The organism is Streptococcus sanguinis (genome assembly GCF_020729765.1).
Classification (GTDB): Bacteria; Bacillota; Bacilli; order Lactobacillales; family Streptococcaceae; genus Streptococcus; species Streptococcus sanguinis_Q.
Genome location: NZ_JAJEPD010000088.1, coordinates 1 through 21,053 on the forward strand (window position 1 = coordinate 1; position 21,053 = coordinate 21,053).

A 21,053-nucleotide genomic window follows, 5' to 3' on the forward strand; every position below is an offset into this window, starting at 1 on the left:
TCTAAGTGGTGGGTTACGCTACGCTAACCCACCCTACGGGCTGCGCAGGTAGGTTAGTGCAGCGTAGCCCACCAATCGTCCAGCATCCTGCGTGCTGTCACGAGCATTGGCACAAGCGATCGCCCTGCGACGGTCATGCAGTCGGGGTCGTTCTGCTCTTCTTTCTCCTTGAGGATGCCGGCAGCAACAAAGTGAAAATCAGATACATTATTATCACAAAGCAAAAATACTTAACAATTGACTCAGTAGTACCCACATCTTCAATTTTAACCGATAATAGACTTAAAGAAGTAATAGGAATTATAAAATAATATGTGGGAGTCCAGTGATATCTCAATTTTAATATAATAGCTATAAGTACTAATAAAATGGCTACATGAGCTACATTCAAATCACTACCGAAAATTTTTATTTTACGTAAATCTATTCCAACTTGATTAAATAAATAAAAACTTAGAACTACTGCAAAAAATATTCCATACGCTGTTATCAGAGACACTTCGTCAATTTTTCGTCTTTTGACAATGTCGGTTTCATGGCCTAAGTCTGTTACATAAAAATAGACACGCTCTCGGACCTTTTCTCTACTTTTTCTTGTATCTGTCCACTTCTTTATAATTTCCTTCCGCCAAAGTGCTAACATGGAGAAATAATATATAGAGAATAAAAAAATTAATAATTGTTGATTTGGATAATAGTAATTCAGTAACATTATCAAAAAAAACAAACCAAAACTTACCCATTGTTTTGGCGTAAATTGTATTTTAGGGTTGTTATTCTGCATAAACTCCTCCCTAGAATTGTTTTATATTAAAGTCTAAATTCTTCTTTAATTTGTTTTCTTGAGAAATAATTAGATATCTGGATACTCTCTTCATTTACCAATCAATCCCTTTCCCAAACTCCTCAACCTCATCAGCTTCATCACTAAAGACTGTCACATGCCTAGCTTGCAGTTGCACTTGTCTTCTATAATCATTTATTTACCGCCCACTCCGCTGCTTTCTCCGCATGAATCACCGTTGTGTCGTAGAGAGGCAGGTCAGTATCTAATTGCTTGACGAGGAGACCAATCTCGGTACAACCCAAGATAACAGCTTCTGCGCCAGCTTTTTTCAAATCATCTATAACAGCAAGATAAGCCTGCTTTGAGCTTTCTTTGATATCTCCTAGACAGAGCTCGTCATAAATGATTCGATTGACCTCTGTAATACCAACTTGGTCTGGAATCAGCACTTCTAACCCAGATTCTATTAATTTTTCCTTGTAAAAATCTTGAGTCATGGTGTACTTGGTCCCTAGGAGACCGACTTTTTGAATATCGTCAGCCAACAAGGCCTGCGCGGTTGCCTGTGCAATATGCAAGATTGGAATCGTAATCTTTTCTTGTATCTGCGGAGCAACCTTGTGCATAGTGTTGGTACAAATAACGATGAAATCCGCACCAGCTTGCTCCAAGCGATGAGCAATATCTGCCAAAAGTTGACCGCTTTTCTCCCAGTCTCCGACTGCCTGATAATGCTCAATCTCTGCAAAATCAACACTATAAAGTAGAATCTTAGCAGAATGCAGGCCACCAAGCTCTTTTTTGATGGTTTCGTTGATGATTTGGTAGTAAGATGTGGTGCTTTCCCAACTCATACCACCAATCAGACCGATAGTTTTCATAGGCTAATCAAACTCCTCCTTGCTTATCGCCACCGACGGATAGTGCGGCAAGCTACTCAGATCTGTATCCAATGGCAAATCATAGATAGCCAGATAATTGTCTGGATATTGAATCTTTAATTCCTGATATTTGGCTTTTACTTTTTCATGGTCAGCGCTGGCAAAAAGCACTTCTACAACGGCAGTTTATTTGCCTTCTTCCAAAAAAGCATTAACGATGATTTGAATCATAGAAACCTCCTATATCACAATTCAACATCTAACTTTAAAATATCTCCCTTTTCTCCATAATGAAGAAGCCGCAGATATTCTCCCCAAACTCTGGACTTGCCAATTTCTGTATTCATCCAGCTATCCCGACCAATCTCAACATCCTTGTAAAAGGCATTGAAGGTATAAGGGATATAGCGAAGATGCTTCGGTAAGTGCTGAGCCAAAGTCCGCCATTGCCTACCAGTCGCGTGGCTTTTGCAAATGAACATAACGGTCTCAACAGTGTTAAAATCAAAAATTTCTTTGGCAAACAGTACGTTTTCTAAAGTATTGCTAGATGAGTTTTCAGATTTAATCGCTTCTTCAGGAATGCCCGCAGCCAGCAGATGCTGAATAATAACCTCTGCCTCTGTATATCCATTCCAATCCGGATGAGGCGTTCCCGTCAAACTTCGGCCGCCAGTCACAATGATTCGTCTTACATAGCCTTTTTGATAAGCCTCAATAGCTTTTTCCCAGTGGCCTGGGTGAGTCCCACTGAAAACAAATAAAACGTCACACGGCTGAGGTTCGATTATTTCCCCAAAAACACTCTTAGTCAAAAAGGAAATTTCTTTATCAGAGAACTCTTTCGGAACTTCTGGACTTTTCGGGATAATTGGTTTCATCTATAACATTTTCTCCGCAGAATTTTCTTAAAAATCAATCCCTTTCCCAAACTCTTCAACCTCGTCTGGTTCACTACTAAACAAAGTCACATGTCCCATTTTGCGGTTGTGTTTCGCTTCTATTTTACCATACAGGTGGAGGTGGGCGCTTGGATTTTCTGTGACATATTTTTCAGCGGCCTCAACATGCTGGCCGAGCACGTTGAGCATGACGGCTGGCGCATGCAGGTGGATAGCTGGCAATGGTGCTCCGAGAACACCGAGAATATGGGTGTCAAACTGCGAGAAGTCGCAGGCTTCGATAGAGTAGTGCCCAGAGTTGTGCGGCCGTGGAGCAATCTCATTGACAATGATGTCATCAGCAGTCGCAAACATTTCCACGCAAAGCGTTCCAGACAGGTTGAGCTGTTCTGCGATTCGCACCGCCATAGCTTTGGCCTTGTCAGCCAGATTTGCTGAAATGCGAGCTGGCACAATGGTCTTAGACAGGATATTGTTGCGGTGGATGTTTTCCTGAACTGGGAAAACTGTCACATCCTTGCCATTTCCGGATACAATGACAGAAATTTCAAGATCAAAATTGACAAATTCTTCCAAAACGCAGGCTGCTGAATTCGCTAAAACGTAGGCTTCTTCCAAGTCTTCTACCGAGCGAATAACCTTTTGTCCATGTCCGTCATAGCCACCTGTCGCAGTCTTGAGAACATAGTTTTTGGACAGGTCAATATTTGCCAAGTCTTGGCTAGAAGTCACGACTTTGTAGGGTGCCACGGTGACTTGGGCCTTGTTTGCGAGAAAGTCCTTCTCAGAAATCCGATTTTGAGAAATGCGGAGCAGGTCTGTCCCTTGAGGGAGTTGTCCCTCCTTGATGACAGCATCCAAACCGTCTGCATCGACATTCTCAAACTCATAGGTCAGGACGTCGCAACGTTCAGCCAGCTGACGAAGGGCGTCCACGTCATTATAAGGCGCCACGATAATCTCTGCCACGCGAGAGGCCGGGCAATCCGCCGCAGGATCCAGCGTGATAACCTTGTGCCCCATGTAGATAGCAGAAATGGCCATCATCTGACCCAGCTGACCGCCACCGATGATTCCGATTGTTTTAGATGAGCTCATTCGTAGACTCCTCAGCGATTTTTCCTTGTTCTTCAGCAAAATCTGCTAGCGCTGCTGCTAGGTCTTGGTCTTCAATGGCCAAGATCCGAAGGGCAGTCAGGGCAGCGTTTGTCGCTCCCGCTTCCCCAATAGCCATAGTTGCCACAGGCACACCACCTGGCATCTGCACAATCGAATAAAGAGAGTCCAGACCGCTGAGCGCGCGTGATTTGACTGGTACACCGATGACAGGCAGAGTGGTTTTAGCCGCTACCATACCTGGCAAATGGGCGGCACCGCCTGCACCTGCGATGATGACCTTGATGCCGCGACTGCGAGCTTCTTCGGCATGCTGAAACATGAGGTCGGGTGTACGGTGGGCAGAAACGACTTTCTTTTCGTAGGCTACGCCGAAGCGGTCTAAGACTTCAGCGGTTTTTTGCATGGTGGCCCAGTCGGATTTGGAGCCCATGATGATGGAAATAATTGGTTTCATTGTTAATATCCTTTTTCTTTTTGATAATGGTCTTAGGTGGTGGGTCGGAAGCAAACCTTCGGTTTCATTCCTAAAATTTGAGCCCGAAGTCTCAAATTTTCCCTAGACCAGAACATACACTGTTCTGGTCTTTTCACCACGGCGACCATTATCTTACTTTGGCTCGCTTTCGCTCGCCATTTTCAAATTAAATATCAGTAATTTTTAACCGCCTTGCTCCCAATGTCTGTTCGGTAAAAGAGACCTGTTGTGTCTTGTTTTTCTAGTTGGTCGTAGATTTTTTCCTGCGCAGCTGAGACGGTATCTGCTGTGGTAACCAGCATATATACTCGACCGCCATTCGACAGCAGTGCTCTGCTATTTCCCGTAAACTTAGCCCCAGCATAGTAGGTGATAATGTCGCCGTCTGTCTTCTCCGGCAGAGGCAGGCCTTTCTCATAGTCCAGCGGGTAGCCCTCTGAGGCGACAACCACGCCAAGTGTCACCCCCTCATCCAGCCAAGTGATAGTCGGCTCCTTCTTGTCCAAAATGTCCGTGATATTCTGCGCGAAGTCAGACGTCAGACGAGGCAGGATAATCTGGGTCTCCGGATCGCCAAAGCGCGAGTTGAACTCGATAACCTTGGGGCCATCGGCTGTCAGAATCAGCCCAGCATAGAGCACACCAAGATAAGGACGCCCCTCAGCTATCATGCCTTTGAGAACCGGCTTGATAATCGTCTCAACCGACTGAACCACCACACTTTTTGGCAGGTGAGGAACTGGCGCATAGGCTCCCATACCGCCTGTGTTAGGACCCTTGTCCCCATCGTAGGCCCGTTTGTGGTCTTGTGCTGTCGGCATAATGTAGAACCTGTCGCCATTGACAAAGGCAAAGAGGGAGAACTCCTCGCCGTCCAGGAACTCTTCGATAACCACACGCGCACCACTGTCGCCGAACTTATTGTCCAAGAGCATATCGTGAGCTGCTTCGACTGCCTGCTCTACTGTCTCTGCGACGACCACGCCCTTGCCCAGAGCTAGGCCGTCCGCCTTGACCACGATAGGTGCCCCTTGCTTTTCGATATAGGCCTTGGCTTCCTCAAAATCGGAAAATGTGCCATAGGCTGCTGTCGGAACACCATATTTAACCATGATTTCCTTGGCAAAATCCTTGGACCACTCCAGCTCCGCTGCTAAACGAGATGGACCGAAAGCCTTGAGTCCAGCTTGGTTAAAATCATCCACAATTCCAGCTGCCAGGGCATCATCCGGACCGATAAAGGACCAAGCAATATCATTCTCCTTGGCAAATTCGATCAGTCTGGAATGTTCGGAAATTCCAATGTTAACCAAATCCAACCCATCCAAGGTCATGCCATCATTTCCAGGAGCGACAAACACCTGCTCCACACCCTGAGACTCCAATAACTTCTTAGCAATCGCATGCTCACGACCGCCTGAACCAACAACCAAAAGCTTCATAGCTAAGATACCTCAATATCCAATATCGCAGGCGCTTACGCACCAAGCTAACACATCACGTAAAAACCAACAAATTTTTACGAATTATTTATCTAAATTATAACATAATCGTTCGTTTTATTCCATTCTAATGAGAAAAAGAATATCTCTTCTATATAATCGCCGTAATTATTGTTGTCTTCAGCCTTCTCCTTTTTGAGTGGATTATGCCTATTTTAGACAGAAAATATTCAGGGCTTTTCAAATTTACTATCATTTTCAAATAAGTTTTCCGAATAATACAGGTGGGCCCATCCAAAACCATTCTCACAAAGGAGTTTTATGAAGAAATATCAAAAACTGTTTTTATTATCCGGAGCTGTCCTAGGTCTCTTTGCGAGCCACTCAACAGTTCATGCGGTCGAATCGCCTGAATCTGAAGTCAAAATTCTAGGCCCTACTGATCGTGCCAGCAATGTCGATGTGACTGTGAACGATCGTACAGCCTCTATTAGTTATACCCGTTCCCAAGCTCAAGAACCTCATCGTATTCTCCACGCTGTTTGGTCTGACGAGAACGGACAGGATGATATCAAATGGTATGAAGCGCCATCAACAACTACTACTAACACTGACATTAACCTGAGTAGCCATCCAGGTTACGGAACCTTTCATGTTCATACCTATATTGATCTCTATGGAAAATTAATTGGTTTGAATGGAACAACCTTTACTCTCGATAAACCAGCCGTTAATGTCACCTCTAATATCCTAGGGAAAACCGCTCAAATTCACTTTAATCGCAACAAAGACCAAATAAATTCCAATATTTTACATGCTGTTTGGTCTGATGAAAATGGACAAGATGATATCAAATGGTACAATCCAGGACAAGATATTACTGAATTTGAACTTTCAAATCACAAAGGCTATGGAACTTATCACATTCATACTTATGAAAATAAAGATGGTAAGATGATTGGCTTAAACGGAACCACTTTCAATTTAGAAAAACCTAATCCTACTGTTGAGACCAGCTTCCCTCAAACTGGTATCATGGAAATTACTATAAAAAATGTGCCAGACACTATGTATAAAGTAGTTCTTCCTACTTGGTCTGATAAGAAAGGGCAAGATGATCTACAATGGTACGAAGCAAGCAAAAATCCGGATGGTAGCTACAGCGCTCGGGTGGAACTCAGAAAGCATAACTACGACACTGGGACTTACAATATCCACCTTTACGGCCAAAGCTATGTTCAACCGGAATCAACTGGTATAGCAGGAACGACAGTTCAAGTTGACAGCGGAAAATTACCTTCGGACGAGGAACAGAAACCTCTTTTTACGGTGGAAAATATCAACCCCAAACAAGGGACCTACACCGTGAAAACTACCGAAACTAGCTTATCCAAACCGATTCAATCTGTTCGGGTGCCAATTTGGAGCACTAGCAATCAGAGCAATCTTAAATGGTATACAGCCACTCCTAACGGAGACGGGACCTTCAGCGCAACCTTTGATATCCGTAATCATCAGGCTTTGTCTGGAACCTATAACAACCATGTGTATGTCACCTATAAGGACGGCAGTGAGCGTAGTTACGCAGCAGATTCTGTCTCAATGTCTACTGACCAAATCCAAGCCAAGGTTGCAGTCAAGAAAACTGAGGCTAATCGCTATGAGGTGACAGTGACAGACGCCTACGGAGATGGCGATATTATTCTGCCAACTTGGTCAGAAGTCAATGGGCAAGATGATATCAAATGGTATACTGCAAATAAGGTCGGCAATGGAACATACAAGTTTACCGTAGATACTCAGAATCACAAGGGGAGCGGTCTATTTAACACCCATGTCTATCGTAGAAAAGCGGGACAACTGACTGGTCTGACTGGAACTAGCTATCAGGTTGAGAAATCAAGCGTTCAATCAGCTAATATTCAGCCTAACTATGCCGCTGCTAATGCGACAACTTATCCTGTCGGTCAATGTACTTGGGGAGCCAAGGCTCTAGCTCCTTGGGCAGGAAATTACTGGGGCAACGGAGGTCAATGGGCGGCTAGCGCCAGAAGAGCTGGATTCCGTACCGGCAGTAGGCCTGAGGTTGGCGCCATCGCCTGCTGGGATGACGGCGGCTACGGCCACGTCGGTGTTGTGACTCATGTCGAATCCAATACCCGCATCCAGATCCAAGAGTCTAACTACCTCGGCAAGCAGTACATCAGCAACTTCCGTGGCTGGTTTGACCCAACTGCTTCCTACTGGGGCCGTCTGACCTATATCTACCCTAAATAAGTCGCTTTCGCATTCCTCAAAATCACTTCAAACCAGTGCTTTGAGCAGACTGCTACTGCTTAGTTTATTCATGATTTTCATTGAGTATAAGTCTACTAAAAAATCCTCGGGTCGAGCCGAGGATTTTTTCTATTTCTTAATGTCTAAAATGTCTCACACCTGTAAAGACCATAGTCAAGCCATGCTTGTCAGCCGCTTCGATAGATTCCTCATCACGGACAGATCCACCCGGTTGGATGATAGCTTTGATACCAGCGGCTGCGATTTCTTCAATATTGTCCGCAAAGGGGAAGAAAGCATCAGAAGCCAGAGCGGCACCGTCAAGGCGATCTTTGGCTTGCTCAATAGCAATCTTGACAGAAGCCACGCGGTTAGTTTGACCGGGACCGACTCCCAGCACCTGACAATCATTGGTGATGATGATACCGTTGGATTTGACATATTTGACGGACTTCCAGGCAAATTCCAAAGCCACACGCTCCTGCTCGTTCGGCTGGCGCTTGGTCACGACCTGCCAATCAGCTGGATTTTCCTCGATAACATCTTGGTTTTGCACGAGGAGACCACCCAGGACACCGGTCACTTCCTTCTCTGCTCCAGAGGCTGCCTGCGCATCAAAAGCCAACTCCAAAATCCGCAGATTTTTCTTTTTATTGGTCAAAATTGCTAGCGCTTCTGCCGTGTAGCTCGGTGCGATGATGATTTCCAGGAAAATACCGTGCATCTTCTCAGCTGTCGCAGCATCCACCTCACGGTTGAGAACGACAATCCCACCAAAAATAGATACTGGATCAGACTCATAAGCATAGTCCCAAGCTGTCTCGATATCGTCCGCCTGGCCAATACCGCAAGGATTCATATGTTTTAGCGCCACAACAGTTGGGCGATCTTTGAAATCACGAATGATGCGAATGGCCGCATCGGCATCACGGATGTTATTGAAAGACAACTCTTTCCCATTCAGCTGCTTAGCGGAAGCAATGGAATAGTCCAGTGGCAAAGCCGTCTGATAGAAATCAGCATCCTGCTGGGGATTTTCCCCGTAGCGCATGGGCTGCTTGAGTTCATAGGTCAGGGTCAGCTTTTCAGGCTTGCTTTCGCCCACCTGATCCGTGAAATAGTCTGCAATTAAAGCATCGTAAGCTGCTGTGTGACGGAAAACCTTGGCTGCCAAACGCTGCCGCGTTTCATAGGTCGTTTGGCCATTTGCTGCCAACTCTTCCAGAACAAGGGCATAATCAGCCGGATCTACAACAACCGTCACGCTGGCATGATTTTTAGCCGCAGAGCGCAGCATAGAGGGGCCACCGATGTCAATATTTTCCACCGCATCCGCATACTCTACACCTGGCTTGAGAATGGTTTCTTTAAAAGGATAGAGATTCACCACCACAAGGTCAATGAGCTCAATCTGATTCTCCTTGGCTGCTTGCAGGTGGCTATCCAAGTCCCGACGAGCCAAGAGGCCGCCGTGAATGTTTGGGTGGAGGGTCTTGACACGGCCATCCATCATCTCTGGAAAACCAGTCACATCATCAATAGCAATGGTGCCCACTCCTTCATTGTCTAGGGCCACCTTGGTACCGCCAGTTGAGATGATATCCCAGCCCAGAGCTTTCAGCTCTTTCGCAAATTCTACAATGCCTGTCTTGTCTGAGACACTGATCAAGGCTTTTTTCGTCATTCTATTCCTCTTTCTTTAGGTCCAAGCGCATAGCGACTTCGTTATTCTCTTCTATAAATCCTGTTTCCTGAAAACCCAGACTAGTCAGCAGGTGCTTCATTTTTCATTTCCAACCACATAATCTGCAATAATATGACTGCAAGCTTTATCCATCTGAGCTTTTTTGATCAGAACTTCCAAGGCTTTTCGACCATAACCTCTTCCTTGGTACTGCTGACCAATCATTATCCGCCAGATAAAGTATTCCGCTTCATCCTTGTCTATTTCCAGCAGGAGAAAGCCAACCACTTGCTCATCCCAATAGATTGCCATCGGAAACACATCTTCATTTTTCCGGTAGAGCCATGCGTCAGCTAAAGAGCGCACATTTGGAGCTACGAAACGTGCTCGTTCATCAGCTTCTGATATTTTTAAATCCAGCACTGCCTGAAAACTGCTCTCATCTACTAATTTCAGCTCAATCATTTTTTCTCCTAGCAATATTGCACAATCAAAACTTGATTTACTTCTTACTTTCTCCCCACCCCTAAACTCTCCAGCACTTGTGAATAGAGCTGATACTCGGCGGCATGGATGCGTTCTTCAAAGCTTTCAATCGTATCATCAGCTAGTCGCGGCACTCGCACTTGCTGGATAATTTTGCCTGTGTCAACGCCCGAGTCCACCCAGTGAATGGTCACTCCGCTCTCAGAAACGCCAACCTGCCAAGCATCCTCGATACCGTGAGCTCCTGGAAACTCGGGTAGGTAGGCTGGATGGATATTGATGATACGTCCTTCATAAGCACTAAGCAAGGTAGGCCCAACGATTTTCATATAGCCTGCTAGGCAAACCAAGTCAATCTGCTGCGCTTCTAGCAGGTCCACAATGGCTTGCTCGTAAGCCGCCTTACTGTCAAACTCTCTAAGCTCAAAGGCATAGCTTTTGACACCTAGCTTATCCGCCCGCTCGAGCACATAGGCATCGCGATGGTCTGAAAAGACAAATTCAACAGGAAACTGCTCAGCGATTACTTGGAAATTTGATCCATTGCCCGAAGCAAAAACGGCAATTTTTTTCATTTGATAAGGACACTTTCACTTTCTTTTTTGACAATCCGGCCAACTTCATAAACAGGCTCGTCAAGAAGTTCTTTGACACGATCCACATTTTCAGGAGCTACGGCCAAAATCATCCCTAGTCCCATATTGAAGATTTCAAACATTTCTTGGTGCTTGATGTGACCATATTTTTCTAGGGCCTTAAAAATCGGCAAGACTGGAATCTTGTCTTCTTCAATCTCAGCAGCCAAGTCATCAGCAAACATGCGGGGCACATTTTCGATAAAACCGCCACCAGTAATATGGGCAATCCCATGAACCAGCTTTTCCTTAATCAGCGGCAGCAAAGCCTTGACATAGATACGAGTCGGCTCAAGCAGGACTTCCTTGAGTTTCTTACCTTCCAATTCTGGCAGTTCTTCCTCACCCGTATAGTCCGCAAAAACACGGCGGACAAGGGAATAACCGTTTGAATGGATACCGCTAGAAGCCAGCCCCAGAAGGACATCGCCCTCTGCAACTTTAGAACCGTCAATAATCTCCGACTTCTCAGCAACCCCAACTGCAAAGCCAGCCAAATCATAATCATCTTCACCGTACATGCCAGGCATTTCAGCGGTTTCCCCGCCAATCAAGGCAGCTCCAGACTGAACACAGCCTTCAGCCACACCGGCAACAACTTGCTCTAGCTTTGCTGGCTCATTTTTCCCAGTGGCAATATAGTCCAGGAAATAAAGGGGCTCCGCACCTGCAGCGATGATGTCATTGACACACATAGCTACACAGTCCTGCCCAATGGTATCGTGTTTGTCATACTGAATGGCCAACATGAGCTTGGTTCCGACCCCATCCGTACCAGAAATCAACACTGGCTCCTTGACCCCAGTCTGAGACAGGTCGAACATGCCGCCAAAGCCACCCAGTGCTCCCATGACACCAGCTCGCTCTGTACGCGCCACATGTTTTTTAATTCGCTCAACAACTTCATAACCTGCTTCAACATCCACACCGGATTGAGCGTATGCATTTTTATTTGTCATAATTTTCTTCCTTACTCTTATTTTTGAAAAAGATTGCGACAACGACCCTTGACCTTGTTTTAATAAAAACTTGTCTTTTCCTTCAGGCTTTCCAGATAGCGCTCTTCATAATCATAGAGCGGAGTTGGGTATTGACCGTCAAAGTAAGCCACACAGAGGCCGCCATTCGGAGCGTCCGTCTCAATACCAACTGATTCAATGAGACCTTCCAGCGATAGGTAGGTCAGGCTGTCAGCTCCGATAATCTCACAAACCTCATCAACCGTATGATTGGCCGAGATGAGCTCGCGCCGATTCTGAATATCAATGCCATAGAAACATGGATATTTAAGTTCTGGACTGCCGATAGCCACATGGACTTCAGCTGCACCTGCATCTCGTAGGAGCTGGACGATGCGTCGGCTGGTTGTTCCCCGTACGATAGAGTCATCCACCATGACCACGCGCTTGCCCTTGACAATACTGGAAACAGCAGATAATTTCATACGAACTCCTTGCTCTCGCAACTCCTGCGTCGGCTGGATGAAGGTCCGTTGGATGTATTGATTTTTAATCAGGCCCATTTCATTTGGCAGGCCAGACTCTTCGGAAAAGCCAGAGGCTGCTGACAAGGAAGAATTAGGCACACCGACAACGATATCTGCCTCATGTTGAAATTCCTGAGCCAATCTGCGGCCCATCCGCTTGCGGGCTGCATGGACATTGACCCCGTGAATAACGCTGTCTGGCCGAGCAAAATAGACATATTCCATTGAGCAAATAGCCAGCTGGGTATCTGTCGTATAGCTATCGTAGGTCACGCCTTCATCATCGATAATCACGATTTCCCCTGGCTCAAGGTCACGCACCCATTCGGCACCCACCACTTCAAAAGCACAGGTTTCACTGGAAACGACCCAGGCCCCATTTTTCATGCGACCGATGGACAGAGGACGAAAACCATTAGGATCCAGCGCAGCGTAGAGCTTGTCCTCTCTCATGATGAGATAGGCAAAGCCCCCCTGAACTCGTCTCAAGGACTCCTTGAGCTTGTCTAAGAAATTTTCCTGCTTACTATGGCGAATCAAGTGCATGAGAATTTCCGTATCAGACGAGCTAGCAAAAATGGAGCCCTTCTTTTCCAACTCCCGTCTCAGTGAATGGGCATTTGTCAGATTGCCATTATGCGCCAAGCCCATCTGCATATCATAGAAACTGAAGAAGAAAGGCTGGACATTGTTGATAGAGGCCCCGCCAGACGTTGCATAGCGGACATGGCCGATGGCTGCTTCTCCTGTCAGATTGTCCAAATCTGCTGGGTTTTTAAAGACCTCTGCAACCAATCCCAAATCGCGGTGGCGTTTGAGCTTCCCGTGGTCGTTTGACAGGATGCCAGCTCCTTCCTGACCGCGGTGCTGCAGACTATGGAGTCCGAAATAGGTGACCTGAGCCGCCTGTGAATGGCCCCAGATTCCAAAAATACCGCACTCTTCATTCAGTGACTTTACTTCGTATGTCATTGTTTTACCTAAATTCTTTTGTCTTGTAAAAGGGAGAAAACCTGGCCTTTCAGGCCAAGCAGACTCCTTTTTGATTGCTTGCTCTTGCAAGCCAACTTTATTCGTAACTCGCTTGGAAATAACGAACGGCGCTTTCAAACAATTTCTGGTCTTTCTGACCTGGAATATTTTGGAAAAGGCCGTCTTCATAACGTTCTGAGTGACCCATCTTCCCAATGATTTGGCCGTTCTTACTCATAATTCCTTCGATAGCGTAGAGAGAGCCGTTTGGATTATACTTACTGTCCATGCTCGGCTGACCGTCAAAGTCTACGTACTGACTCCAAATCTGACCATTATCGCGCAGCTCAGCAAATTCCTCAGCCGTCACGACAAATTTTCCTTCACCATGTGAAACCGGAATGGTATGGATATCTCCCACTTGCACACCAGCCAACCAAGGCGAGTTGGTATTGGCAATGCGGGTTTCAACCATCTTGGCCACGTGCTGGTTAGCATCATTGTAAAAGAGAGTTGGGCTGCTAGCCCCTGCTTCTTCAAAATTTCCGTAAGGAAGAAGACCGGATTTAACCAGAGCCTGGAATCCATTACAGATACCAATGATGAGACCGCCGCGAGCGATAAAAGCATCAATGGCTTTCTTAACCTTCTCGTTGAGAAGGATGTTGACGATAAACTTAGCGGATCCATCTGGCTCATCTGCAGCAGAGAAGCCGCCTGCAAAGAAGATGATATTGGACTTGTCAATGTTGTCAACCATGCTGTCTACGGACTTGACAATGGCTGCTTCATCCAAAGTAACGAACGGAACTAGATTGACCTTGGCTCCAGCTGCTTCAAAGGCTTTGGCTGAATCGTATTCTGAGTTGGTTCCAGGGAAGACTGGGATATAAACCAACGGCTCCGCTACTGTCTCTTTGGCTTTGATAACTGTATCAGCGACAAGAGCCGGCACTTCTTCAATAACTGTTTCTTGTTTAAATTCTGTCGAGTAGATAGGCTCTAGTCGGCCTTCAAAGCTTGCCAAGAGCTCTGCTCCCTCAAGCTGGACACCATTGACAATCAGTGTAAAGTCTGGCTTGGTCTGACCGATCTTCACTGCGTCTGGAATATCCTGCTTCGGACTGGTAAAGACAAATCCGCCCAGCTGCGCCTGCAAAACGGAAGGCAGAACAGCAACATCCACTTGAGCACCAATACGATTACCAAAGCTCATCAAGGCCAGACTCTCTGCCAGACCACCGTATTTAACAGCGGCGGCTGCTGTAATCTGATACTTGGCCTGAATGGCCGCAAAATTTTCAAAATTATTCTTGATTAAGTCAAAGTCAATATCCTGAGACAGGACCTGTCCCGGCAGATAGTATATAGACTCTCCTGCCGCCTTAAACTCTGGAGACAGGATGCGCCCAGCAGTTGAAGTAGTCACTCCAAAAGCTACCAAGGTTGGAGGTACGGTCAATTCTTCAAAGGTTCCGCTCATGGAATCCTTGCCACCGATAGACGGCAAACCTAGCTGAATCTGGGCTTCAATCGAACCAAGCAGAGCAGAGACTGGCTGTCCAAAACGCTCGGCCTGCTTGTCCATCCGCTCGAAGTATTCTTGATAAGAGAAGCGAGCCTTGGACCAGTCCGAACCAGCAGCAACCAAGCGAGCTGTCGCTTCAATCACTGCATAAGCTGCTCCATGATAAGGCGACCAAGCTGCCACATAAGGATTGTAGCCCTGCGCCATCACAGATACTGTCTCAGTCTTGCCATGCTCAACTGGCAGCTTCTGCACAGAAGCCTCAGTCGGCGTGATTTGGTAGCGCCCGCCAATTGGATGATTGACAGTAGAGCGGCCAACAGAGCTATCAAAGATTGTCTGCAGCCCCTTTTGACTGGTATGATTGAGGTCACTGAGCAAGCTCTTGAGGTCCTGCTCCAAAGTCGCTTCAGAAGTCACAGTCTGCCCTGGCAATGCTGCTTGGGAATCCACAACCTTGGCATCCACAACCACACGCACACCATTGGTATCCAGAAAACTCCGCTCAATATCCACGATAGTTTCCCCGTTCCAGTGCATGACTAGATTTGGCTTTTCCGTCACTTTTGCAACAACGACTGCCAGCAGATTTTCCTTAGCTGCCGCGGCGATAAATTGTTCCACATCTTCTGGACGGACCACAACAGCCATCCGCTCCTGTGACTCAGAAATCGCGATTTCTGTACCGTTAAGTCCTTGGTATTTGAGCGGCACCTTGTCAAGGTCAATTTCCAGCCCATCTGCCAATTCACCAATAGCTACGCAGACACCCCCGGCCCCAAAGTCATTGGATTTCTTGATGAGACGAGTCACATTGCCATCGCGGAAGAGACGCTGAATCTTGCGCTCCTCAATAGCATTTCCTTTTTGTACTTCAGCACCAGCAGTCTCCACAGACGCAGCTGTCTGCACCTTGGACGATCCAGTCGCTCCACCGACACCATCACGGCCCGTCTTGCCTCCCAGCAAGATAACCACATCACCTGCCGCTGGTTTTTCACGGACAACATTTTCCTTAGGAGCCGCACCAACAACTGCACCTAGCTCCATCCGCTTGGCTACAAAGCCTGGATGGAAATACTCACGAACATAGGTCGTTGCTAGACCAATTTGATTCCCGTAAGAAGAATAGCCGTGCGCTGCAGTTTTTGAAATGACCTGCTGAGGGAGCTTGCCAGCCCGCGTTTCAGCAATCGGCTGAGTAATATCGCCCGCACCTGAAATCCGCATAGCCTGATAAACATAGGAGCGGCCAGAAAGCGGGTCACGAATGGCTCCGCCGATACAGGTCGCAGCCCCACCAAAAGGCTCAATTTCTGTTGGGTGGTTGTGGGTTTCATTTTTAAACATCAGCAGCCAAGGCTCTTTAACTCCATCCACATCCACTTCAATCTCTACGGAGCAGGCATTGATCTCATCAGACACTTCCATATCATCTAGACGCCCATTGGCTCTTTCGTAACGACCAAAAATAGTCGCCATATCCATGAGAGTCTGCGGTTTGTCACCACGTCCCAGCTCATCGCGCATAGCCAAGTATTTATCATAAGTGGCCTGGAGTTGCTTTTCAAACTTAGAAGCTGAAAAATCAATCTTCTTCAACTCCGTCTCAAAGGTCGTATGTCGACAGTGGTCAGACCAGTAAGTATCTAAAACCTTAAGCTCAGTCTCCGTCGGGAAACGACCAATCGACTTGAAATAGTCTTGAATGAAGAGCAAATCTGCCACTTCCATAGCCAGACCATGCTCCTGCTTGTAGGCCTTAAAGTCCGCTTCCGTATAGTCCTTAAAGAAGTCCAGAACCGGAACGGTCTTGTCAGACTCGGAGAATTGCTCCAGCTGGATCGGCTGCTCAATATCTTTAAAGCGTGAATCAACTGGATTCAGCAAGTATTTCTTGATTGCTGCCAACTCGCTGTCTGAGATGTCTTTATTGACCAAATAAAGCTGAGCTGTCCTCACCAGAACATCGGTCCCAGCACCGAGCAAAAAGAGGGCTTCCTGAGAGCTGGCTGCTCGTTGGTCAAACTGACCCGGCAACGCTTCGATGGCAAAAAACGCTGTCTCTGCAAGTGCATCCTCTACTTCCTCCTCCGTCAGCAATCTATCAGTCACTTGCTCAGAGAAAATATGCTTTTCAGCCCGAGCGACCAAATCTTCTGCCAGATGAAAGACATCATAAACTTGAATCATCCGAAGATCTGACAATGTTTTCAACTGAAGATTATGCGTCAGCTCTCTCACCAAGCTCTGTGACTTCACACCGAAGTTGCTCTTCTTCTCTACAAAAATACGCTTGTCCATGATTTTTCACACCCTGTCCTTACCTAATCGCCTGCAATTTTTCCCAAACAACCTGATAGACATCTGTCAGTTCGCCAAGGCCACGCCGGAAAACATCCTTGTCCATGTGATGGCCTTCCGCATCCCAGAGACGGCAATTATCTGGTGAAAATTCATCCGCCAGAATAATCTTGCCATCTTTGTCAAAGCCGAACTCTAACTTGAAATCAATCAATTTCAGTCCGATTTGGCGGAACCAGTCTGACAAGAGCTTGTTGATTCGACGAGTCTCCTCTTTCAAAAAGGCAATTTCTTGATCGCTAGCAATCTTCAAGAATTTCACATGCTCGTCATTGATGAAAGGATCATCTAACTCATCATTTTTGTAATAAAATTCTACAATCGAAGTTTCAAGCGCGATGCCCTCTTCTACTCCAAAACGTTTGGAAAAAGAACCTGCTGTGTAGTTGCGCAGCACCACTTCCAAAGGAATAATCTCTACTTTTTTATTTAGCTGGTCGGTATCCGAAACCTTCTCAATGAAATGCGTCGCCACACCAGCTGCATTGAGTTTTTCAAAAATAAAAGATGAAATCTGGTTGTTGAGCACTCCTTTACCAGCAATCTGCTCCTTCTTGACTCCATTAAAAGCCGTTGCCTGATCCTTGTAGCGTGCCAGAATGACTTGCTCATCATCTGTAGAGAAAATATCCTTAGCTTTTCCCGAATATAACAACTTATTAAACATTTTAATATTCGCCTTTCGTGGTTTTATACCCTCATTTTATCATCTTTGAATATATTTTACAAGAAATTCCGTATAAACTTTCTGTGTCCATCTGAAGAAATCGTTTCCTTCCCAATACGAAAAAAGACCGGAAAATACCGATCTTTGATTTTTAATGTTGCTTCTTCAGTTTCTCATGGATATAAGCCACTACATCAGAAATTGTTTTGAAGTTATCCATATCCTCATCAGGAATCTCAATATCAAAAGCTTCTTCCAGATTGATGATAAATTCCATCAAATCAACAGAGTCCACTCCCAGTTCTTCTTTCAAATTCAATTCCGGAGTGACATGCAGCTTACTGCTGTCATGTTCTTGAATGATTTCGACAATTTTTGTATAAATTTCTTTTTCGCTCATAGTTACTCCTTTGCATCTGAAAATTCAATGACCGATTTACCAACAACATCCGTTTCCAACATGGTCCGAATCTGACGAATCGTGCTATAAACAGCCTTAGCATCGCTAGAGCCATGCGTTTTGACAACAGGCGCTTTCAAACCGAATAGAACTGCACCGCCTGCACTAGAATAGTCCAGACTATTTTTGAGTCCTCGCAGGCTGTCCTTGAGCAGCCAAGCTCCCAATTTAGCCTTGAAACCACCGCCTAAAATAGACTTCTTCAGCTGACCCATGATACTGATAGCAGTTCCCTCAATTGATTTCAGAACTGCATTACCAGTAAAACCATCTGCAACGACAACATCCGCCACATCATCCATCAAATCACGCGCTTCTACATTGCCGATAAAGTTAAGTGTCGAATCCCCAGCTAAAAGCTCATAGGCTTCCTTGCGCAGAGGGTCGCCCTTGCTGCTTTCCGTTCCGTTATTCAAAAGACCCACTCGCGGCTTTTTGATTCCTCGGACATTTTCAGCATAGAAAGAACCCAAAGTCGCATACTGGTGTAAATGATGGGCTGTGTTTTCAGCATTGGCTCCCAGATCTAGCATATCAAATCCCTGACCGCCAACCGTTGGCATAGTAGATAAGAGACCTGGTCGGTCAATATTCTTGATACGCCCTACGATAAAGAAACCTGCCGCCAAAAGCGCTCCAGTATTTCCAGCAGACAACATGGCATCTGCCTCCCCTGCCTTCACAGCCTTGGCTGCCAGCACCATACTAGCCTCTTTCTTCTGACGAATGGCCTTTGTCGGCTCGTCGTCCGAGTCAATCTTTTCCTCCGTGTGGATGATGCGGACCCGCTCACCAGCAGTCAGAAAAGGCTTAATTTTCGCCTCATCGCCATAAAGGAGAATTTCAATATCCGAAAACTCCTGTACCGCTCGATTGACTCCTTCCACCAAAGCCTGAGGGGCATTGTCCCCTCCCATAGCATCAACAGCTATTTTTTTCATTCGATTTATTCCTCGTTCTTATCTTTTAAAATGCTTCCCCAGTCCCCCAGAGAATCTATAAATTTTTTGGATTTGAGATGGATGCCGACATATTCATCATAGAGCAGATCGATAAAATCCCGCAGCTGCTTTTTAATATCTGGCTTCAAAGAAATGGTCTCCAATTCGCTAAAGCGGACTGCCTGAAACTGATCCAGCAGAAAAGGAAGATTAGGATTCAGATGACAGCGCCGTTCATCCTGATGGTAATGATCAGGGCAAAGGACTCCGCTATATTTGAAAGAGAAGTCAAAAGGCAGACCTGTCCGATGACAAAAGGCACAGTCATGGAAGTTCAGCGAAACTCCAAAACGTGATAAAATCTGAATCTCAAAGATATTGGTCAGCACCTCATAGTCCAGACCATTATTCATCAGCTCCAGGGTTTTCTGCAGAAAAGCAAAGAGCGCCGGATCCGGCTGATTGTCCTGAAGACTGGCATCTGCCAAGGCTGCCACATAACTGGCATAGGCCATGATGAATAAATCCTCATTGATGCGATGGTAGGTGACCACATCTTGATAGTCCTCGATATAGCTAAGACCATCATCATTGATTTTCATCAGTAAGTTCGCCGCAGTCAAAGGCTGAATGACGGGTGCTAGCTTAGATTTCCCAGCATGCTTGACGAAAAACATACGCTTGCCAGCCTGTTCCGTAAAGATCTTGACCAGCTTATCATCCTCACGGAAATTGCGGTTATAGAGAACCAGACCTTGACTTGTTAGAGATTTAAGCATAGTCCTCCATGTAGTCCTTGAGGCGCTTCAGAGCTTCTCGAATCGTCTCTATACTAGCCGCATAGGACAGGCGGATATAGCCTTCCCCATATTGACCAAAAGCCGCTCCTGGGATAAAGGCCACGGCCTTCTTCTCCGCAAAATCCTGCAGAAAGGCGAAAGAATCTTGATTATAACCGTCTGGTATCTTAGCAAAAATATAAAAAGCCCCATCTGGTTTGATAATCTTAAAGCCTAGCTCAGCCATTTTCTCTATGATATAATCGCGACGCTGGATATACTCAGCCTTCATTGGTTCCGCATCATCTTTCCCAACTGTCAGGGCTTCAATGCCTGCAAACTGAGCCATGGTATTGGCTGCTGTTACGAGATACTGATGGCTCTTAATCAGCTGAGCAGTGAAAACTGCTGGAGCAAAGATAAAGCCCAACCGCCAGCCAGTCATGGCATGAGACTTAGACAGGCCGTTGATAACGATGGTTTGGTCTGGCAGATACTCCGCGATGGAAACATGTCCCTGCTCTGTATAGGTCAGCTCAGAATAGACCTCATCGCAGACCACAAAGACTTGGTATTTTCCTAGGACATCCGCCAGAGCTTTTATCTGCTCCCGCGAATAAGTCACGCCGGTCGGATTGGCTGGATAATTAAGAATGACCGCTTTTAGCTGCTCGCCCTGCTCCAAAATAGCTGCTTCCAGCATCTCTGGAGTGAGGACAAAGTTATTGGCCGTTGTGTCAATCTCGACAATCTCTGCCCCCACTAGATTGACAATAGGCTCATAGCCTGGATAAGCAGGAGCTGGCAGCAAGACCTTATCTCCTTCTTCTAAAATAGCTGTCAGCGTAGCTGACAAGGCCTCTGTCGCCCCAATTGTGACCAAAACCTCATCTTCTGGGCGATAGTGCAGATTGTACTTTTCTTTCACAAAGCTGCTAGCCGCCTGACGCAGCTCCAAGAGACCGCTCATACCAGTGTAGTGACTTTGATTAGCATCAATCGCCGCCTTGGCTGCTTCTTTGATATGATCCGGTGTTGTAAAGTCCGGCTCCCCTAAGGTTAGCCGAAGAACTCCCGGAATAGCAGAAATTGATTGGTCAAACTGACGAATCAGCGAAATTTCTATTTTTTCTAAGTTTTTATTAAATTTCTTACTTAAATCCATACA

Annotated in this window: 18 protein-coding genes and 1 pseudogene; 1 reads left to right on the plus strand and 18 read right to left on the minus strand. The window is 46.1% G+C overall.

From position 1 onward, the window contains the following. Positions 1 to 133 precede the first annotated feature (133 nt). From K4H96_RS11435 to purD, 7 genes are all read right to left on the minus strand, one after another. Entirely contained in the window at positions 134 to 784 is a 651-nt protein-coding gene (locus K4H96_RS11435) for a hypothetical protein (protein WP_227956538.1), read from the minus strand. Between the two features lie 191 nt (positions 785 to 975). Further along, a complete protein-coding gene (locus K4H96_RS11440) occupies positions 976 to 1,668 on the minus strand; it encodes an aspartate/glutamate racemase family protein (RefSeq protein WP_223337854.1) in 693 nt (230 codons plus the stop codon). 3 nt (positions 1,669 to 1,671) lie between these two features. After that, complete coding sequence (locus K4H96_RS11445) at positions 1,672 to 1,839, minus strand: hypothetical protein (RefSeq protein WP_002916790.1); 168 nt, start codon at positions 1,837 to 1,839, stop codon at positions 1,672 to 1,674. A gap of 74 nt (positions 1,840 to 1,913) precedes the next feature. Beyond that, complete coding sequence (locus tag K4H96_RS11450) at positions 1,914 to 2,549, minus strand: YdcF family protein (RefSeq protein ID WP_101772131.1); 636 nt, start codon at positions 2,547 to 2,549, stop codon at positions 1,914 to 1,916. 27 nt (positions 2,550 to 2,576) lie between these two features. Further along, positions 2,577 to 3,668 carry a 5-(carboxyamino)imidazole ribonucleotide synthase gene (gene purK, locus K4H96_RS11455; RefSeq protein WP_111675116.1) on the minus strand — a complete coding sequence of 364 codons (1,092 nt, stop codon included), beginning with the start codon at positions 3,666 to 3,668 and terminating at the stop codon, positions 2,577 to 2,579. Beyond that, positions 3,655 to 4,143, minus strand: coding sequence for a 5-(carboxyamino)imidazole ribonucleotide mutase (gene purE / locus K4H96_RS11460; protein ID WP_111675115.1), 489 nt, complete (start codon positions 4,141 to 4,143; stop codon positions 3,655 to 3,657). The genes purK and purE overlap by 14 nt, the downstream gene beginning before the upstream one ends. Positions 4,144 to 4,337: 194 nt before the next feature. Further along, positions 4,338 to 5,606 carry a phosphoribosylamine--glycine ligase gene (gene purD / locus K4H96_RS11465; RefSeq protein ID WP_223337855.1) on the minus strand — a complete coding sequence of 423 codons (1,269 nt, stop codon included), beginning with the start codon at positions 5,604 to 5,606 and terminating at the stop codon, positions 4,338 to 4,340. 321 nt (positions 5,607 to 5,927) lie between these two features. On the opposite strand from purD, the gene K4H96_RS11470 reads away from it, so the two are divergent. Next, entirely contained in the window at positions 5,928 to 7,883 is a 1,956-nt protein-coding gene (locus K4H96_RS11470) for a GBS Bsp-like repeat-containing protein (RefSeq protein WP_227956539.1), read from the plus strand. 136 nt (positions 7,884 to 8,019) lie between these two features. Here K4H96_RS11470 and purH read toward each other — a convergent pair whose 3' ends face one another. The 11 genes and pseudogenes from purH to K4H96_RS11525 all read right to left on the minus strand — a co-directional run bounded on the left by purH (position 8,020) and on the right by K4H96_RS11525 (position 21,050). Further along, positions 8,020 to 9,567, minus strand: a complete 1,548-nt coding sequence (gene purH, locus K4H96_RS11475) for a bifunctional phosphoribosylaminoimidazolecarboxamide formyltransferase/IMP cyclohydrolase (protein WP_223337857.1) — start codon at positions 9,565 to 9,567, stop codon at positions 8,020 to 8,022. Between the two features lies 1 nt (position 9,568). After that, positions 9,569 to 10,032 (minus strand): annotated as a pseudogene (locus tag K4H96_RS11480) (GNAT family N-acetyltransferase). A gap of 44 nt (positions 10,033 to 10,076) precedes the next feature. Beyond that, positions 10,077 to 10,628 (minus strand): phosphoribosylglycinamide formyltransferase, encoded by a 552-nt coding sequence (gene purN, locus K4H96_RS11485; protein WP_223337858.1) that lies wholly within the window; start codon positions 10,626 to 10,628, stop codon positions 10,077 to 10,079. Further along, the gene (gene purM, locus K4H96_RS11490; protein ID WP_002907655.1) at positions 10,625 to 11,647 is read right to left on the minus strand and encodes a phosphoribosylformylglycinamidine cyclo-ligase; all 1,023 of its coding nucleotides are present in this window, start codon (positions 11,645 to 11,647) and stop codon (positions 10,625 to 10,627) included. The genes purN and purM overlap by 4 nt, the downstream gene beginning before the upstream one ends. 59 nt (positions 11,648 to 11,706) lie before the next feature. Beyond that, positions 11,707 to 13,146: an amidophosphoribosyltransferase gene (gene purF / locus K4H96_RS11495; RefSeq protein ID WP_223337859.1), complete on the minus strand. Its 1,440-nt coding sequence runs from the start codon at positions 13,144 to 13,146 to the stop codon at positions 11,707 to 11,709. A 97-nt stretch (positions 13,147 to 13,243) separates the two neighbouring features. Beyond that, positions 13,244 to 16,978 carry a phosphoribosylformylglycinamidine synthase gene (locus K4H96_RS11500; protein ID WP_223337860.1) on the minus strand — a complete coding sequence of 1,245 codons (3,735 nt, stop codon included), beginning with the start codon at positions 16,976 to 16,978 and terminating at the stop codon, positions 13,244 to 13,246. A 19-nt stretch (positions 16,979 to 16,997) separates the two neighbouring features. Then, on the minus strand, positions 16,998 to 17,705 hold the full coding sequence (gene purC, locus K4H96_RS11505; protein ID WP_223337861.1) for a phosphoribosylaminoimidazolesuccinocarboxamide synthase: 708 nt from the start codon (positions 17,703 to 17,705) through the stop codon (positions 16,998 to 17,000). Positions 17,706 to 17,856: 151 nt separating this feature from the next. Continuing rightward, a complete protein-coding gene (locus tag K4H96_RS11510; RefSeq protein WP_049540798.1) occupies positions 17,857 to 18,105 on the minus strand; it encodes an acyl carrier protein in 249 nt (82 codons plus the stop codon). A gap of 2 nt (positions 18,106 to 18,107) precedes the next feature. Continuing rightward, entirely contained in the window at positions 18,108 to 19,106 is a 999-nt protein-coding gene (gene plsX, locus K4H96_RS11515; protein WP_223337862.1) for a phosphate acyltransferase PlsX, read from the minus strand. 5 nt (positions 19,107 to 19,111) lie between these two features. Then, on the minus strand, positions 19,112 to 19,885 hold the full coding sequence (gene recO, locus K4H96_RS11520) for a DNA repair protein RecO (protein ID WP_002920493.1): 774 nt from the start codon (positions 19,883 to 19,885) through the stop codon (positions 19,112 to 19,114). Continuing rightward, complete coding sequence (locus K4H96_RS11525) at positions 19,878 to 21,050, minus strand: pyridoxal phosphate-dependent aminotransferase (protein WP_223337863.1); 1,173 nt, start codon at positions 21,048 to 21,050, stop codon at positions 19,878 to 19,880. Before K4H96_RS11525 ends, recO begins: the two co-directional genes overlap by 8 nt. Positions 21,051 to 21,053 lie beyond the last annotated feature (3 nt).

Coding starts and splice junctions, on each gene's coding strand:
- K4H96_RS11500 (WP_223337860.1), bottom strand. CDS start 16,978: ATGGACAAGCGTATTTTTGTAGAGAAGAAGAGCAACTTCGGTGTGAAG.
- purM (WP_002907655.1), bottom strand. CDS start 11,647: ATGACAAATAAAAATGCATACGCTCAATCCGGTGTGGATGTTGAAGCA.
- purN (WP_223337858.1), bottom strand. CDS start 10,628: ATGAAAAAAATTGCCGTTTTTGCTTCGGGCAATGGATCAAATTTCCAA.
- purE (WP_111675115.1), bottom strand. CDS start 4,143: ATGAAACCAATTATTTCCATCATCATGGGCTCCAAATCCGACTGGGCC.
- K4H96_RS11525 (WP_223337863.1), bottom strand. CDS start 21,050: ATGGATTTAAGTAAGAAATTTAATAAAAACTTAGAAAAAATAGAAATT.
- purD (WP_223337855.1), bottom strand. CDS start 5,606: ATGAAGCTTTTGGTTGTTGGTTCAGGCGGTCGTGAGCATGCGATTGCT.
- K4H96_RS11450 (WP_101772131.1), bottom strand. CDS start 2,549: ATGAAACCAATTATCCCGAAAAGTCCAGAAGTTCCGAAAGAGTTCTCT.
- K4H96_RS11435 (WP_227956538.1), bottom strand. CDS start 784: ATGCAGAATAACAACCCTAAAATACAATTTACGCCAAAACAATGGGTA.
- purC (WP_223337861.1), bottom strand. CDS start 17,705: ATGTTTAATAAGTTGTTATATTCGGGAAAAGCTAAGGATATTTTCTCT.
- purH (WP_223337857.1), bottom strand. CDS start 9,567: ATGACGAAAAAAGCCTTGATCAGTGTCTCAGACAAGACAGGCATTGTA.
- K4H96_RS11470 (WP_227956539.1), top strand. CDS start 5,928: ATGAAGAAATATCAAAAACTGTTTTTATTATCCGGAGCTGTCCTAGGT.
- K4H96_RS11440 (WP_223337854.1), bottom strand. CDS start 1,668: ATGAAAACTATCGGTCTGATTGGTGGTATGAGTTGGGAAAGCACCACA.
- plsX (WP_223337862.1), bottom strand. CDS start 19,106: ATGAAAAAAATAGCTGTTGATGCTATGGGAGGGGACAATGCCCCTCAG.
- purF (WP_223337859.1), bottom strand. CDS start 13,146: ATGACATACGAAGTAAAGTCACTGAATGAAGAGTGCGGTATTTTTGGA.
- recO (WP_002920493.1), bottom strand. CDS start 19,885: ATGCTTAAATCTCTAACAAGTCAAGGTCTGGTTCTCTATAACCGCAAT.
- K4H96_RS11510 (WP_049540798.1), bottom strand. CDS start 18,105: ATGAGCGAAAAAGAAATTTATACAAAAATTGTCGAAATCATTCAAGAA.
- purK (WP_111675116.1), bottom strand. CDS start 3,668: ATGAGCTCATCTAAAACAATCGGAATCATCGGTGGCGGTCAGCTGGGT.